This window comes from Algoriella xinjiangensis, assembly GCF_900115015.1.
GTDB lineage: Bacteria > Bacteroidota > Bacteroidia > Flavobacteriales > Weeksellaceae > Empedobacter > Empedobacter xinjiangensis.
This window is the reverse complement of the sequence record NZ_FOUZ01000012.1, coordinates 21,830-37,189: the sequence shown is the minus strand read 5'-3', so window position 1 is coordinate 37,189 and position 15,360 is coordinate 21,830. Positions and strand designations below refer to the sequence as shown.

At 31.2% G+C, this 15,360-nt stretch carries 15 protein-coding genes; 12 read left to right on the top strand and 3 right to left on the bottom strand.

Annotated elements, in window-relative coordinates:
- Nucleotides 1-128: 128 nt before the first annotated feature.
- The 6 genes from BM072_RS11890 to BM072_RS11865 all read left to right on the top strand — a co-directional run bounded on the left by BM072_RS11890 (nt 129) and on the right by BM072_RS11865 (nt 6,733).
- Complete coding sequence (locus tag BM072_RS11890; protein ID WP_092908899.1) at nt 129-1,163, top strand: PLP-dependent cysteine synthase family protein; 1,035 nt, start codon at nt 129-131, stop codon at nt 1,161-1,163.
- A gap of 106 nt (nt 1,164-1,269) precedes the next feature.
- Nucleotides 1,270-2,529 (top strand): aminotransferase class I/II-fold pyridoxal phosphate-dependent enzyme, encoded by a 1,260-nt coding sequence (locus BM072_RS11885; protein ID WP_092908898.1) that lies wholly within the window; start codon nt 1,270-1,272, stop codon nt 2,527-2,529.
- Between the two features lie 158 nt (nt 2,530-2,687).
- The gene (gene serC, locus BM072_RS11880) at nt 2,688-3,758 is read left to right on the top strand and encodes a 3-phosphoserine/phosphohydroxythreonine transaminase (RefSeq protein ID WP_092908897.1); all 1,071 of its coding nucleotides are present in this window, start codon (nt 2,688-2,690) and stop codon (nt 3,756-3,758) included.
- Nucleotides 3,759-3,838: 80 nt separating this feature from the next.
- Nucleotides 3,839-4,789 (top strand): D-2-hydroxyacid dehydrogenase, encoded by a 951-nt coding sequence (locus BM072_RS11875; RefSeq protein ID WP_092908896.1) that lies wholly within the window; start codon nt 3,839-3,841, stop codon nt 4,787-4,789.
- 33 nt (nt 4,790-4,822) lie between these two features.
- Entirely contained in the window at nt 4,823-6,070 is a 1,248-nt protein-coding gene (locus BM072_RS11870; protein ID WP_092908895.1) for a DUF1015 domain-containing protein, read from the top strand.
- 3 nt (nt 6,071-6,073) lie between these two features.
- A complete protein-coding gene (locus BM072_RS11865; RefSeq protein ID WP_092908894.1) occupies nt 6,074-6,733 on the top strand; it encodes a YggS family pyridoxal phosphate-dependent enzyme in 660 nt (219 codons plus the stop codon).
- A gap of 75 nt (nt 6,734-6,808) precedes the next feature.
- Here the strand turns inward: BM072_RS11865 and BM072_RS11860 are convergent, their stop codons facing one another.
- Nucleotides 6,809-9,202: a TonB-dependent receptor gene (locus BM072_RS11860; protein WP_092908893.1), complete on the bottom strand. Its 2,394-nt coding sequence runs from the start codon at nt 9,200-9,202 to the stop codon at nt 6,809-6,811.
- Between the two features lie 78 nt (nt 9,203-9,280).
- Between BM072_RS11860 and BM072_RS11855 the strand changes: the two genes are divergently transcribed.
- From BM072_RS11855 to BM072_RS11840, 4 genes are all read left to right on the top strand, one after another.
- The gene (locus BM072_RS11855; protein WP_092908892.1) at nt 9,281-9,850 is read left to right on the top strand and encodes a GNAT family N-acetyltransferase; all 570 of its coding nucleotides are present in this window, start codon (nt 9,281-9,283) and stop codon (nt 9,848-9,850) included.
- A gap of 92 nt (nt 9,851-9,942) precedes the next feature.
- Nucleotides 9,943-10,980 carry an o-succinylbenzoate synthase gene (locus BM072_RS11850; protein WP_092908891.1) on the top strand — a complete coding sequence of 346 codons (1,038 nt, stop codon included), beginning with the start codon at nt 9,943-9,945 and terminating at the stop codon, nt 10,978-10,980.
- Nucleotides 10,977-11,591, top strand: coding sequence for a DUF1684 domain-containing protein (locus tag BM072_RS11845; RefSeq protein WP_092908890.1), 615 nt, complete (start codon nt 10,977-10,979; stop codon nt 11,589-11,591). Before BM072_RS11850 ends, BM072_RS11845 begins: the two co-directional genes overlap by 4 nt.
- Nucleotide 11,592: 1 nt before the next feature.
- Nucleotides 11,593-12,627 carry an AMP-binding protein gene (locus BM072_RS11840; RefSeq protein WP_092908889.1) on the top strand — a complete coding sequence of 345 codons (1,035 nt, stop codon included), beginning with the start codon at nt 11,593-11,595 and terminating at the stop codon, nt 12,625-12,627.
- Between the two features lie 31 nt (nt 12,628-12,658).
- Here BM072_RS11840 and BM072_RS11835 read toward each other — a convergent pair whose 3' ends face one another.
- Nucleotides 12,659-13,462, bottom strand: a complete 804-nt coding sequence (locus tag BM072_RS11835; RefSeq protein ID WP_092908888.1) for a T9SS type A sorting domain-containing protein — start codon at nt 13,460-13,462, stop codon at nt 12,659-12,661.
- A gap of 179 nt (nt 13,463-13,641) precedes the next feature.
- Here BM072_RS11835 and BM072_RS11830 point away from each other — a divergent pair, with 179 nt between their 5' ends.
- Together BM072_RS11830 and BM072_RS11825 are read left to right on the top strand one after the other, a co-directional pair.
- On the top strand, nt 13,642-14,514 hold the full coding sequence (locus BM072_RS11830) for a tetratricopeptide repeat protein (protein WP_125113204.1): 873 nt from the start codon (nt 13,642-13,644) through the stop codon (nt 14,512-14,514).
- A 30-nt stretch (nt 14,515-14,544) separates the two neighbouring features.
- Nucleotides 14,545-14,925, top strand: coding sequence for a hypothetical protein (locus tag BM072_RS11825; protein ID WP_092908886.1), 381 nt, complete (start codon nt 14,545-14,547; stop codon nt 14,923-14,925).
- 70 nt (nt 14,926-14,995) lie between these two features.
- Here BM072_RS11825 and BM072_RS11820 read toward each other — a convergent pair whose 3' ends face one another.
- Nucleotides 14,996-15,334 (bottom strand): hypothetical protein, encoded by a 339-nt coding sequence (locus tag BM072_RS11820; RefSeq protein WP_092908885.1) that lies wholly within the window; start codon nt 15,332-15,334, stop codon nt 14,996-14,998.
- Nucleotides 15,335-15,360: the final 26 nt, after the last annotated feature.

The window sequence follows — 15,360 nt, the reverse complement described above, 5'->3', positions numbered from 1 at the left end:
TTAACAACGTGAAATTGATGATAATTTTTTAAAAATATTGCAATATGATTAATTTAATACGTTAATCTTTTAACAATTAATTAAAAAATCCTTAATTTTGCTTTTTGTTAGAAAAGAATATTTGTGAAATGACTGGTAAATATAAAAACGTTTTAGAGTTAATTGGAGAAACTCCATTAGTTCAGTTAAACAGAATTAACCAAGACATTCCGGGCGAAGTTTATGCAAAGTTAGAGTGTTACAATCCTGGACACTCAACAAAAGACAGAATAGCTTTACATATTATAGAAGAGGCTGAAGAAAAAGGTTTGTTACAACCAGGTGCTACAATTGTAGAAACAACATCGGGTAATACTGGATTTGCTGTTGCAATGGTTGCTATCGTAAAAGGTTACAAATGTATCTTAGCGGTATCGGATAAAACTAAAGCTGAGAAAATCTCGTTTTTGAAAGCAATGGGTGCAAAAGTATTTTTGTGTCCTGCTAATGTAGCTGCAGATGATCCAAGATCATACTACGAAGTTGCAAAGCGTATTGCTGCCGAAACACCTAATTCTCTATATATTAATCAATATTTTAATCAAGGGAATACAGAAGCTCACTATTTAACAACAGGTCCTGAAATCTGGAATCAAACGGAAGGTAAAATAACACACCTAATCGGTTGTACAGGTACAGGCGGAACTTTAACTGGTAGTGCACGTTTTATTAAAGAATTAAATCCAGATGTAAAAATCATTGGAGTTGATGCATATGGATCAATCTTAAAATCTTACCACGAAACGGGAGAAGTAGATCCAAACGAAATTTATCCTTATAGAATTGAAGGAATGGGAAAAAATTTAGTTCCCGGCGCTTTAGATTTTAGTATGGTTGATAAATTTATAAAAGTAACAGACGAAGAAGCTGCTTACCGTACCAGAGAAATTGCTTTGAAAGAAGGAATTATGGCGGGATACACTTCTGGTGCTGCAACACAAGCTTATAAGCAATTAGCAGCACAAGGAGAATTTGACGAAAATTCTTTAGCAGTTATTTTGTTCCCTGATCACGGATCACGTTATATGACAAAAGTCTTTAGCGATGATTGGATGGCAGAACAAGGCTTTACAAACAGTAGATTAAACGGTTTAGAATCAAGAGCTACCGTAGAGCGCGTGTAATAATAATGATTATATTTGTAAAAAAATAGTAACAAAGTAGAGTGATGAAATGTAATGTTTCATTTTTCTACTTTTTTTCAATTAATAAAAAAATAAACAAAATAAAATGGACATTTTTGAACGTTTAAAACAAAACCCTGGACCATTAGGTCAATTTGCTGATTACGGTGAAGGATATTATGTTTTTCCTCAACTAAAAGGAGAAATTGGTCCTGTAATGGAATTTCAAGGTAAAAAAGTTATCACTTGGTCAATTAATAACTATTTAGGTTTAGCTAATCACCCAGAAGTTCGTAAAGCTGATGCTGATGCAGCAGCAGAATATGGTATGGCTTACCCAATGGGTGCTCGTGCAATGTCTGGACAAACAGATTATCATGCACAATTAGAGCAAGAATTGGCAGATTTTGTTCAAAAAGAATCATCATATTTATTGAATTTCGGATACCAAGGTATGGTGTCTACAATTGATGCTTTGGTGTCTAAACATGATGTTATCGTTTATGATGCAGAATGTCACGCTTGTATCGTTGATGGAGTTCGTTTACATTTCGGAAAAAGATTTATTTATCAACATAACGATATTGAAAGTTTTGATAAAACAATCAAACGTGCACGTAAATTAGCTGATAAAACAGGAGGAGGAATCTTAGTAATTACAGAAGGTGTTTTCGGAATGACTGGTAAGCAAGGTATCTTAAAAGAAATCGTAGCTTACAAAGACGAATATAAATTCCGTTTATTAGTAGATGATGCTCACGGTTTTGGTACATTAGGAAAAACAGGTGCAGGTGCAGGAGAAGAGCAAGAATGTCAAGATGCAATTGATATTTATTTCTCAACTTTCGCAAAATCTATGGCTGGTTTTGGTGCTTTTATTGCTGGAGATAAAGATATTATTCGTATTTTAAAATATAACTTACGTTCTCAGATTTTTGCTAAATCGTTAACAATGCCAATGGTAATTGGAGGTTTAAAACGTTTAGAATTATTGAGAAATCACCCAGAATTAAAAGATAAATTGTGGAGTAATGTAGAAAAAATTCAGAAAGGTTTACAAGAACGTGGATTTGATATTGGAGGATCTAACACATGTGTAGCACCAATCGTTTTACAAGGTTCTACTATTGAAGCAACTATTTTAGCGAAAGAAATGCGCGAAGAATATGGTATTTTTGTTTCTGTAGTTATTTATCCAGTAATTCCAAAAGGAATGATTATTTTCCGTATAATTCCTACAGCAGCTCACGAAGATGAACATATCGAGTACACATTAAACTCATTTGCAGAGATTAAAGAAAAACTTGAGGATGGTTATTATAAAAGAAAAGCAGAAGAAATGAATGTAGATTTCATTCAATACTAAAATAATATTTTATAAAAATACATTAAACCCTAAACAAATTCTGTTTAGGGTTTTTTGTTTGAATTGTGTTCAAAAGTCAATTATTTAATCGCCTATTTGAGCATTTGATTTAGTATATTTGTTACAGTAAAAACAAACACAACACACAACAATTAATTATGAAAATTCACAATTTTAGTGCAGGACCATGCATTTTACCACAAGTCGTTTTCGATAAAATGGCTGAAGCGTGTATTAATTTCAACAATTCAGGAACTTCTATTTTAGAGATTTCTCACCGTCGCAAAGATGCTGTAGAGGTTATTGATACGGCAAGAGCTTTAGTAAAAGAGTTAATGAATGTACCAGAATCGCATGATGTTATTTTTATGCAAGGAGGTGCTTCGTTACAATTTCCTATTATTGCGTCAAATTTATTAAAAGAAGGCGGAAAAGCTGCTTATATGCAAACAGGTAAATGGGCCGAAAATGCAATAAAAGAAGCAAAACGTTTCGGAGAAATTGATGTAATTGCTTCTTCTAAAGATAAAAATTACACTTATATCCCAAAAGATTATACAATACCAACTGATGCAGATTATTTTCACTGCACATCAAACAATACAATTTTTGGTACACAGATGAAACAATTCCCAAATTCGCCTGTACCAATGGTTTGTGATATGTCTTCGGATATTTTATCGCGCAAAGTAGATGTTTCTAAATTTGGAGTGATTTATGCCGGAGCACAAAAAAATATGGGACCAGCAGGTTCTACAATGGCAATTGTACAACGAGATTTATTAGGTAAAACGGGACGTAATATTCCAGATTATTTAAATTATGCAACGCATATCAAGAACGAATCATCTTTCAATACTTGGCCAGTTATTGCGATTTACGGTGTAATGTTAAACTTACAATGGTTAAAAGAGCAAGGTGGTGTAGATGCAATTGCTAAAATAAATACAGAAAAAGCGAACACAATGTATACTGAAATTGACCGTAATGGTTTATTTACAGGAACAGCAAACGTAGAAGATCGTTCGCAAATGAATGCTACTTTTGTTTTGAATAACGAAGAATTAAAAGCCGAATTTGAAGCTTTGTTGAAACAAGCTGGTGTAGATTCGTTAACTGGACATCGTGATGTTGGTGGTTACCGCGCTTCTATGTACAACGCTTTACCATTAGAATCAGTACAAGTATTGGTTGAAGTAATGAAACAATTAGAGCAAAAATTCGGATAAATCTATATTGTATTAAGTAGCCATGTACAATGTGCAAAAAATACTTAATACTTTTTACAATTTACTTTTACAAAATAATCATGAAAATATTAGCAAACGACGGAATTTCTAAAGCAGGGCAAGAAGCCTTAGAAGCAAAAGGATTCGAAGTGATAACTGCTCATGTAGCACAAGAACAACTAGAAAATTATATCAACGATAAAGGTGTAGAAGTACTTTTGGTGCGTTCTGCAACCAAAGTTCGTCAAGTATTAATCGATGCAACAAATCTTAAGATTATTGGTCGTGGAGGTGTTGGTATGGACAATATCGATGTAGATTATGCGCGTGGTAAAGGAATTCAAGTAATTAATACGCCTGCTTCATCATCACAATCGGTGGCAGAATTTGTAATGGCGCATTTGTTTTCTATCGTTCGTAATTTGCATCAAGCCAATCGCAGTATGCCTTTAGAAGGAGATTCTAACTTTAATGGACTTAAAAAAGCGTATGCAAAAGCAACAGAGTTAAGAGGAAAAACTTTAGGAGTGATTGGTTTTGGACGAATTGGAGTAGAAGTTATTCGCGAAGCAATTGGTTTGGGAATGAATATCTTGGTTTATGATAAATTTCCTGCAACGCGCGAAATCGAATTAGACTTTTTTGATGGTCAAAAACTAACTTTCACAATTACTTCTGTAGGTTTTGATGAAGTAATTTCAAATGCAGATTTTATTACGCTACATGTGCCATCGCAAGACGGTTATATTTTAGGCGAAAAAGAATTTGCGAAGATGAAAGATGGTGTTATTGTAATTAACACAGCTCGTGGAGGTGTTGTTGATGAGAAAGCTTTGGTTGATGCAATTGAAGACGGAAAAGTAGCTGGTGCAGCTTTAGATGTTTTTGAGAACGAACCATCGCCAGAAATGGGATTGTTAATGAACGAATCTTTGTCATTATCTCCTCATATCGCAGGTTCTACAAATGAAGCACAGGATAGAATTGGAACAGAATTGGCCGCTCAAATCGTAGAGATTTACGGAAAATAATTTTGTTTTTAATCTATCTAAAAATCATTAAAAATGCCTCAATTTAAACCATTCAAAGGAATTCGTCCTACAGAAGCAACATCTCAGGATTTTGTAACACTTGCAGTTAATCAATATTCGAAAGATGAATTGGAAAAATATATCAGCACAAGAGAAAACTCTTTTTTGCACATTATTTTACCAACATGGGACGATACTATAAAAGATTCGAAAGAAAAATTTAGACAAGTACGTGCTAATCTTGAAGATTTTATCGCAAGAAAAATTTTAGTACAAGATCACTCGTCGTTTTATATTTATCAAGTTATTCAGCCAAATGGTCGACAAACCAAAGGTTTATTAGGCTTGGTAAACATTGATGATTATCGACAAAATAAGATTAAAAAACACGAAGAAACAATTGATCGTCGTGTAGAGTTATTTGCAGATTATTTAAAAGAATCTCATTTTCATGCAGAGCCAGTTTTGTTAACTTACAAACCTTCTCAGCGCGTAGATTTGTTGGTTGATACAGAAATGAAACGTAAGCCAATTCTTAAAATTGAAGAAGGAAATGGAACGCAACATTTATTGTGGCGAGTAGAAAATCGTTTAAATTTAAAGCAATTTAAAGATTCGATAGAGAAGCTTGACGAATTGTATATTGCAGACGGTCATCATCGCATGGAAAGTTCGGAGCGTTATACCAAACATGCTGTAGAAACGGCAGAAGAAGATGTGTATGGCGACGAATCTTTTAATTACACATTAGCACTTTTAGTTTCGGATGAAGATTTAATTATAAATGACTATAATCGTTTAATTAGCGATTTAAATGGTTTATCAACAGAAGAATTTATTAAAGAATTAGAAAATTATTTTGATATAATTCCGAAAGGAGAAGAATTAATTGTTCCGACTAAAAAACACCACATTGTGATGTATTTAGAAGATAAATTTTATAGTCTTTATGTTAAAAATAATTCGTGTACAATAAAAGGATTGTGCGAATTGGATACCTATATTTTTGAAGAAACTGTATTGAAACCAATTCTTAATATACACGATACCAAAAAGGATAAACGTGTGCATTACGAATGCGGAACACGAAGTAAAGAAGGTGTAGAAGCATTAAAAAATAAAGTTGATCACCACGATTATGTTGCAGCATTTGCATTTTATCCAGTTGACGTAAAAGATTTGCAATTAATTTCGGATTTAGGCCTAAAAATGCCTCCAAAAAGTACATACATCGAACCAAAACCATTAAGCGGTTTTGCTGTATTTGATTTGAAAGAATAAAAAATGAGTATTCAAGAAAATTTAAAAGTAATCCAATCGAGAATTCCAGAACATGTAACGCTTGTTGCGGTGTCTAAAACTAAACCAGCTGAAGATTTACAAGAAGCTTATGATGCTGGTATTAGAGATTTTGGAGAGAATAAAATTCAAGAAATGTGCGATAAATACGAGGTTCTTCCAAAGGATATTCGTTGGCACATGATTGGTCATGTACAAACCAATAAGGTAAAATATATGGCGCCTTTTGTTTATCTGATACATGGTGTTGATAGCTTGAAATTGTTGAAAGAAATTAACAAACAAGCTGAAAAAAATAACCGTGTAATTGATGTTTTATTGCAACAATTTATAGCAGACGAAGAAACAAAATTTGGTTTAGATGAAGAAGAAATTCGTCAAATAATGACAGAAGAAATTCAGAGTTTACCAAATATTCGTGTGGTTGGATTGATGGGAATGGCAACATTTACAGATAACGAAAATCAAGTCAGAAATGAATTTAAAACCTTAAAATCTAACTTCGATTTGTTGAAAAAAAATCATTCAGATGTTTCTATTTTATCAATGGGAATGAGTGGTGATTATGAAATGGCAATTGAAGAAGGAAGCACAATGGTGCGTATAGGAAGTTCTATTTTTGGAAACAGAAATTATCCGATTTAATTTGTATTGAATTCATAAAAAAACAAAAACCTGAACAAATTAATGTTCAGGTTTTTTGCTTTTCAGGAATAAATTTTAACCTTTTCCGCCGCCACCTTCTTGGTTAGATTTCGATTTTTCGATATTAAATTGTTTTCCGAAATTATAGGTAATTCCGAAACGAAATGATCGAAATGCTTCGTACGTACTTTGGCTAATAATATTGTTAGATTGTACAGAAAAATCTGCATTTTTATTTTCGAAAATATTATTTACATTAAAAGATAATTGTAATTTTTTCTGAAATAACATTGCTCTAATACCCGCATTATGGCGCATATAGTCGCTGTATTTTTCTAAACCATCATTACTTTTTGTATAATAAGAATAAGTATAATTGGCAAATAATGTCTTTTTCTTGTTCAAATCAAGATTATTTGTAATTCGAAATTCTCCATTTAAACCATCAATACTATAGTTTAATTCAGGAATTTTACCCGTCGTTTTACGGTAAAAAACATCGGCTGTAGCATTTACTTTCCAATATTTTAGAGGTTTAAAGTTTAAGTTTTCGCTAAAACCATAACTAAATGTTTCTCCAAAATTGAAAGGTTTACTTGTTGTAATTTTTGTAACTGGATCAAATAATTGCACTTGTGTAAAAACATCATTCGCATAACGATAATAAATACTCGAAACCGATAAATCTTTGTAGGCGTATTCTAATTCAAAATTTGAAGAATTAGAAGGCGATAAAGTTGGATTTCCTTGCGAGTAACTATAGTCATTTATCTTAACTACGGTCGGATTTAGATACCAAATATAGGGACGATCTACGCGACGACTATAGTTTAATGTAAACGAATGATTTTCGGAAGGTTGATACATAATATAAGCCGTTGGGTATAAACCATCGTATTTGCGTTTGTAATCAGCTTTCGGATTATCAATCAAGCCTTTTACTTCTGCATGTTCGTAGCGTAAACCAGCTTTTGCAGTCCATTTATCATTAATTTTCTTTTCGACAGAGTAATAAAGTGCATAAATATTTTCGTTGTATTGGTAAATATTTGCAAGATCAGTTAACTCACTATAATCTCCTGTTGTTTTATATAAACGTTTGTTATCAGTTTCGTCTTGTGCCCATCTCAATCGCGTTCCGTAATTCATTTTCCACGAATCTAGCGGTTGCTCCATATCAATACTAACATTGTAACGGTTAGAGAAAGATTTTGTACGACCAATATTTCCTTGGTATTTATTTGGAATTTCTACTCCATTTCCGTCAAATTCATTACTAACAGTTACATCATCTCCGCCATAAGAGTTGCGCGAATAATCAAAATCAAAAGTTAACTTTTTACCTTCTTTGTTAAATTTATTGATTACGTGATAATTTAATCCAAAATAATTCCAATCCCACGTTGTGCCATCAAAATCTGATGTTATTTGTTTAGTGATTTTGTTTTGATTAAAATCAAAAACATTCATAATAGAATTACTATCACTTGTTCCATTTCCATCTGAAATATCAATGTTGAAACCCGTAATTAATTTATCATTTATTTCGTAATCAACCCCAATTTTTCCACCAATATATTTATTTATATTATTACCACTACCAGTAGTTGTCCATTCCGAATCTGGATAAGTTATTTTGTTTGTATAGTTATTATACCACTTTCCGTTTCCGTTATAAATATTAGAAGTTAACGTCCATTTTCCTTTTCTGAAATTTACATTTCCATTTAAATTGTAACCGCCATATTTTTGTTTATTATAAGACGAAGAAACAGAACCGTTAACACTTTCGCTTTTTGCATTTTTCAGCACAATATTGATAATTCCACTATTTCCCGAAGCATCATATTTTGCAGGAGGATTTGTAATTACCTCAATTTTATCAATATCTTCTGTTCTAATTGTTTTCAGATAATTTGCCAACTGCGTTGCATCCATTTGCATCAATCGGTCGTTTATCATCACACTAATAGAGCCTTTTCCGATAATAGAAATTGCATCTGTACTTTCGTCAACTTTAATTCTTGGTGCTAATTTCAGTGCATCCAAAGCATTTCCGCCTTTTGCACCTTCTGCCTGATCTACATTAAAAACCAATCGATCAACTTTCTTTTCAATTAATTTTTTCTGACCAGTAACAGCAACTTCGGTTAAGGTTACATTTTCAGTTTTAGGAACTATAATTACACCAATATCTTTATTTTGTACCACAACAACTTCTTGTGTATAAATTAAAGTTCCGGCTTCTTCAATTCTAAATGTATAGGTTCCTGCTTCTAAAATAACAGTAAAATTTCCGTTTTCATCTGTCGAAATTTCATCAATAATTTTTTCACCATTCGAGATAATAATATCTGATAAAGAAACTGGCGTTTGATTAGTATAAGTTAATACACCTTTTTGCTCTTGTTGTGCGGCGACATTAATCGCAGCAATACAGCAAAATAGAGGAATGTAGAATTTTATCATGTGTTGATTTTACAATAAGACGCAAATAAGCCTAAAAGGTTACATTGCTAATTGTGAAAGTTTTCATAAATTTAATTCATGATTTTAGAAAATGATTTTGTTCGATTAGAAGTATTAAACGCTGCACATTTTAAGTATTTAAAAGAATTTGTTCATCAGGTTGAGAGTTGGAAATTGTCTACAATACAAGTGGAGACAGAAAAAGATATGGAAGATTATATCAATATTGCAATTCAAAATTATCATGAGAAAACTCAAATTCCGTTTGTTGTTTTTGATAAAATAACTCAAAAATTTGTTGGTTCTACACGTTTGTACGAGATAAATTCTAAAAATAAAACTGCAAAATTAGGATATACTTGGTACGCAAAAGAAGCGCAAGGAACAAAGGTGAATAAGAGTTGTAAATTTTTGATTTTAGATTATGCATTTGATAAACTAGATGTTCAACGAATCGAATTTAATGCAGATACTCGTAACGAAAAAAGTATAAATGCAATGAAATCTATTGGAGCAGAAATTGAAGGTGTTTTGAGAGATCATACCGTTTTGCCAGATGGTTATCGCAGAGATACAATTGTTTTAAGCATTCTGAAAAATGATTGGAAAAATGGCTTGAAAAAGAAATTAGAAGACAAGTTGAAGTAAGAAAATGAAGCAATTAAAATTGTATTTTACTTTATCAAGAATAACTATAATTGTCCGCTACAATTCTAAAATTGATTGCCTAAATTTGAACTATGAAAGCAAGTTTTGAACCTTATATATTAAAATTTAAAAACCCAAGCGGAACATCGCGCGGAGTTTTAACAGAGAAGTTGACGTATCTTTTTACGATTGAAGAAGATGGAAAAGAATATGTAGGCGAATGTGGATTGTTTAAGGGATTAAGTGTTGATGATCGCCCTGAATATGAAGAAAAATTGCAATGGGTTTGTGATCATATTGAATTAGGAATTGATGATTTATGGAATCAATTGCGCGAATGGCCTTCGATTCAATTTGGAATTGAACAAGCTTTTCAAGCAATGCAATTTAACCGATACAACGATAATTATACAGATAAATTAAATCCAGATTTATACGAATCTGCTTTTAGAACTGGCGATGCAGGAATAAAAACAAATGGATTAATTTGGATGGGTTCGGTAGATTTTATGCGCGAACAAATTCAAGAAAAATTAGCCAAAGGTTTTAAATGCATTAAAATTAAAATTGGTGTTGATTGGGAAAATGAACATAAAATATTACAACAATTACGTGCTGAATTTTCTCCAGAACAATTAGAATTACGTGTTGATGCAAATGGAGGTTTTACGTTTGAAGAAGCTAAAGTTGTTTTACAACAATTGGCAGATCTTAAAATTCATTCGATAGAACAACCGATAAAAGCTGGACAAGTTGAGTTGATGACAATATTGTGCGCAACAACGCCAACGCCAATTGCATTAGACGAGGAATTAATCGGAGTTATAAATCAAGAAGATAAATTCAACTTATTAGAAAAAATAAAACCGCAATATATTATCTTAAAACCAAGTTTGGTTGGTGGTATTCGTGGCTCTTTAGAATGGATAAATGCTGCGGATACTTACGAAATAGATTTTTGGATAACATCTGCATTAGAAAGTAACATTGGTTTATCGGCAATAGCACAATGGACGGCAATTTTATATCCAGAAATGCCACAAGGTCTAGGAACTGGCGGATTATTTACAAACAATTTTCCAAGTCGATTAGAATTGAGAGGAGAAAATTTATTCAGAAACAAATTATGATCAATAGAATTTTATTACTTATCGCAACATCGCTTATTTTATTGAGTTGTAGTACAAGCAAAACTGTAAGTAAAGTTGCAGCAATAGAAACTTATCAAAAAGAATTGGCTTCGTATTATATGGATCCAAAAACAACACCTTTGGTTGATGATGAAAAAACAAATTTCAAAGGAATTACGTTTTTTCCAATCAATAAAAAATATACTGTAAAAGCTAAATTTACACCGATAGAAAACGGAAAAATTATTCCATTTCCTACATCAGCCAAAAAGATTAAGAAGTACAAAGAATACGCAACAGTTACTTTTACATTAGATAATCAGCAACAAACATTGACGATTTATCAATCTTTTCCGATAATGGAGAAATATGAAGACAGCTTGTTTTTACCTTTTATGGACGAAACAAATGGCGTTACATCGTATGGTGGTGGGCGTTATTTAGATTTGAATACAAAGGATTTTACAACAAAATCGAATGAAATTGTGTTAGATTTTAATCAAGCTTATAATCCATATTGTGCTTATAGCAAACACTACAATTGTCCAATTCCGCCCGCAAACAACGTTTTAGATGTTGAAATAAATGCAGGTGTAAGTTATCATAAATAAAATGTTGTATTTAGATTTTTCTCAAGATCAATTTGATGTAAATACAATACAACCTCAAAATGATTTTGAACAAACCGTAAAAGACTTTTTGGTTGATTGGTTTTCAGATTCGGATGTTATGATTGCGCATACTTCGGGGTCGACAGGAACACCAAAAGAAATTATTTTAACTAAAAATAATATGCGAAAAAGTGCGAATATGACAGCAAAGTATTTGCAGCTTAAAAACGGTGATACCGCATTACTAGCAATGCCAGTTTCGTATATTGCCGGAAAATTAATGTTGGTTAGAGCGATAGAAATTGGCTTGAAATTGATTTGTATTCAACCAACTTCGCATATTTTATTGGAAGATATTAACCAAGAAATTCAGCAAAATTTTAGTTCAATTAATTTTGTTGCATTAACACCAATGCAAGTAGAAAAATCATTGGATTTTGTATCAAAATGTGATAAATTAATAATTGGTGGAGCACCTTTGTCAGACAAAGTAAAAGCTGATTTATCTGCTTTTGATAACGAAGTTTATGAAACGTATGCAATGACGGAAACAATCACGCATATAGCTTTTAAGCAAGTTACGAATCAAAAATATAATGCTGTAGAAAACTGTTTTGAAGCATTCGAAGAAGTTTCAATTTCGGTAGATAATCGCGGTTGTTTGGTTATTGATACGCCTTATGACGGTTTACAAGTTGTGACAAATGATTTGGTAGAATTACTAGATTCGCGAAAATTTAATTGGATTGGACGTGTTGATAATATCATTAATTCGGGCGGAATAAAATTATTTCCAGAGCAAATAGAAGAGAAGTTGAAACCGTATATTTCTTCGGATTTTTTTATAACATCTAAAAATGATGAATTATTAGGGCAAAAATTAGTTGTAGTAATTGAAGGTGAAAAAGGTGAAATAGATTTTTCTAAAGCTGATTTAACTAAATATCAACAACCTAAAGAAGTTATTTTTGTTAACCAATTTCCACGTACCGAAAGTGGTAAAATTTTACGAAATAAGATAATTAAAAAGTCCTGATTAATTATCAGGACTTTTATTTTTTTAAACTTTATTTGATGATTATTTTTTGAGAAAAAGATTTTCCATTTTCCTCTATTCTTACTAAATAAACACCTTTATGCAGCTTGCCAACGTTAATTATCTTATGAGTTTCTTTTGTAAAAATTAATTTTCCATTTATATCATACAAAGCAACTTTTTTAGTTTGATTTGTATCACTAACGATATTAAAAATTCCATCTGTAATAATTGTCGGATAAATTTTTAATTCATTTTTAGTTAAATCTGTTAGTCCTAATGTACTTTCACCGCTCAATAAAATATCATCAATTCTAAAACCTACATTAGAATTGATAGTATTTGTAAATTTTATTTTTAAATTATTTGTCGTCGGAATTATACCTTCAGGTTTTATTAAAAGCCATGTAGAAGTTCCAGTTCCGATTGGTCTTGTATAGTTTAATTGAATCCAATTCGTTCCATTTTCGCTCACTTCAATTTTTAACTCATTATTACCAGTATTAGTTCCTTTGTAATGACCAATGGCAAGAGTTATATTTTTAAAATTAGTAGTATTAATTCCTTCAATTAGGAGATATTTTTCTGGATTTGTAGTTACAGCACCAATAAATACACATCCTGAACCACTAGCGTTTGTATATCCTTCAGAAGGTGTTGTAGTTCTGATGTCTGCATTTCCAGAATAAGTTATATTTGTATTTTGATAGCCATTGTATACGTTTACTAATGGATTATTAGCTTGTCCTACTCCAAAATTTTCAGAGTAAATAGTTGTTTGTGCAGTTAAAGTTCCTGCAATAATAACTGAAGTAAAAAGTAGTAATTTTTTCATATATTTTGATTTAAATTTTTTAAATATATTATAAATGATTTAGATTAAAACGCTATTAATTAATTAACTAATAGTATAATTTTCTTTTAAATGAATTAATATTGATTATTATTTTTATAATATGATCAAGTTATATATGTAGAAATGTATTAATTTTAGCACTAATAAAACAAAACACTGTGGATTATAATCGATTATTTAACGACATTTTTTTCTTAATTCTCGACGAGAAGGTAGATGAAAATATGTATCCTGTTTGGGAAAGTTTTTCGATTATCCACAATCCAATTCAGCAATTAATTAAAGCGCAAGATTTATTAAATCAGCTGTTGCACGAATTTCCAAATGATAAAAAAGCACTTTTTTTGAAAGGTGTTGTTCAGCGCAATTTAAACTTTAACGAAGAATCAATTCTTTATCTTATCGAAGCCAAAAAACAAGACCATTATTTGTTTGCGGCTAACTTTTATATTGCCGAATATTATATTCATAAACTTAAATTTGAAGAAGCACAAAAGTATTTACAAGAGATAGAAATTGTGTATCCAACCAACAAACGGTTTTTGTTTTTATCGGTTTTAGTAAATTTGGAATTGTTTAATTTTGAGGAAGCTAAACGATATTTAAATAATTTGTATCAGTTAGAAGATGATAAAAAATTGCTTGAATTATTAAGTCATAATTTGCAAATAACAGAGCAAATAGTACTGAATACAACCAATCGTTTGGTGTTGAAAAACTTCAAATTAAAAAGTTTTAATTACAATCTTCAACTCAAAACAAATTTGATTGCTTTTTATAAAAATTTCGCTGATATCGGTGTTAATTTTAATGGAATAAATTGCTTTATTTTTGCTCTAACTTTAAAACAAATTACACTTTATCCAACTTTTGAACAAGTGGATAATTATAATGTACAAACAGTTTTAGATTTGATAGATGTAGATAAACAGACAGTTGAAATGCGTTTGGATGAAATTGATTTTGACCACGATTTTGTAAAATCGTACAAAGCTTATTTAGAAGTCGAAGAATTATTGAAAGAAGACTAATTTTTTTCTAATTTTGCAAAAAATTACGGGATGGAATTGGTAAAAGATAAGGAAGAGATTTTAGATAATGTTGAGCTTTTTTTAGAAGGTTTAGAACTTGGAACTGAACAAGAAATAAAAAAATCGATTCAATTAATTAAAAAATCAACAACTTTTTTGGTTGTAATAACAGATGAGGTTACTTTTTTTGTACCAAGTACATTTATTGGTTTTCAGGAAAATAATATTTCAAATTTTTCGGGTAAATTAATGGAGAACCAAACAAATACTGTAATTAGTCAATTGTTGGGTTCTACGCCAAAAATTGATAAAACATTGGACGAATTGTTTCTAGATTTTTGTGATGAAGTAGAAATTAACCGCAGCGATGTCGGAATTTCTCGTGATTATTGGATTCTAAAAAATATATAAATCAAAAAAAAATCCTTTCCAAACAAGCTTTGGTAAAGGATTTTTCACTTACTAATACTACTTATTTTCCCTAACTAATTTCGTTGAATAATGGTTTGCAAATTGGTTTTATTCCTGCCAATGCACTGTTTATTTCGCATTGCAATAAACCACTTCCTCCACCAAAATGTTGAATTTGAATAATTGTCGGAAAAAATCTTTTCAGCCAATTTTCTATATTTTCTAATTCTTGTTCGCCAATTCCGCTGCTGTACAACACAATATTTATTGAGTTTTCGTAAACAATTTGCTTCAAATTCTCTTGCGTACAAGCGCAGAAAGCCATCCAATCATCATTCTTGTTAATCACTCGCTCCAAAGTGTCAACAATTTCTTTATTCTTTCCAAAAACGGCAATCTGAACCTGCATTATACTTTTGTTTACAATGCAAAGTA

Excerpts from the sequence above, each read along its gene's own strand:
- BM072_RS11845 (WP_092908890.1), top strand. The coding sequence starts at position 10,977 with ATGATCAATAGAATTTTATTACTTATCGCAACATCGCTTATTTTATTG.
- serC (WP_092908897.1), top strand. The coding sequence starts at position 2,688 with ATGAAAATTCACAATTTTAGTGCAGGACCATGCATTTTACCACAAGTC.
- BM072_RS11890 (WP_092908899.1), top strand. The coding sequence starts at position 129 with ATGACTGGTAAATATAAAAACGTTTTAGAGTTAATTGGAGAAACTCCA.
- BM072_RS11840 (WP_092908889.1), top strand. The coding sequence starts at position 11,593 with ATGTTGTATTTAGATTTTTCTCAAGATCAATTTGATGTAAATACAATA.
- BM072_RS11835 (WP_092908888.1), bottom strand. The coding sequence starts at position 13,462 with ATGAAAAAATTACTACTTTTTACTTCAGTTATTATTGCAGGAACTTTA.
- BM072_RS11865 (WP_092908894.1), top strand. The coding sequence starts at position 6,074 with ATGAGTATTCAAGAAAATTTAAAAGTAATCCAATCGAGAATTCCAGAA.
- BM072_RS11875 (WP_092908896.1), top strand. The coding sequence starts at position 3,839 with ATGAAAATATTAGCAAACGACGGAATTTCTAAAGCAGGGCAAGAAGCC.
- BM072_RS11825 (WP_092908886.1), top strand. The coding sequence starts at position 14,545 with ATGGAATTGGTAAAAGATAAGGAAGAGATTTTAGATAATGTTGAGCTT.
- BM072_RS11820 (WP_092908885.1), bottom strand. The coding sequence starts at position 15,334 with ATGCAGGTTCAGATTGCCGTTTTTGGAAAGAATAAAGAAATTGTTGAC.
- BM072_RS11860 (WP_092908893.1), bottom strand. The coding sequence starts at position 9,202 with ATGATAAAATTCTACATTCCTCTATTTTGCTGTATTGCTGCGATTAAT.
- BM072_RS11855 (WP_092908892.1), top strand. The coding sequence starts at position 9,281 with ATGATTTTAGAAAATGATTTTGTTCGATTAGAAGTATTAAACGCTGCA.
- BM072_RS11870 (WP_092908895.1), top strand. The coding sequence starts at position 4,823 with ATGCCTCAATTTAAACCATTCAAAGGAATTCGTCCTACAGAAGCAACA.
- BM072_RS11850 (WP_092908891.1), top strand. The coding sequence starts at position 9,943 with ATGAAAGCAAGTTTTGAACCTTATATATTAAAATTTAAAAACCCAAGC.
- BM072_RS11885 (WP_092908898.1), top strand. The coding sequence starts at position 1,270 with ATGGACATTTTTGAACGTTTAAAACAAAACCCTGGACCATTAGGTCAA.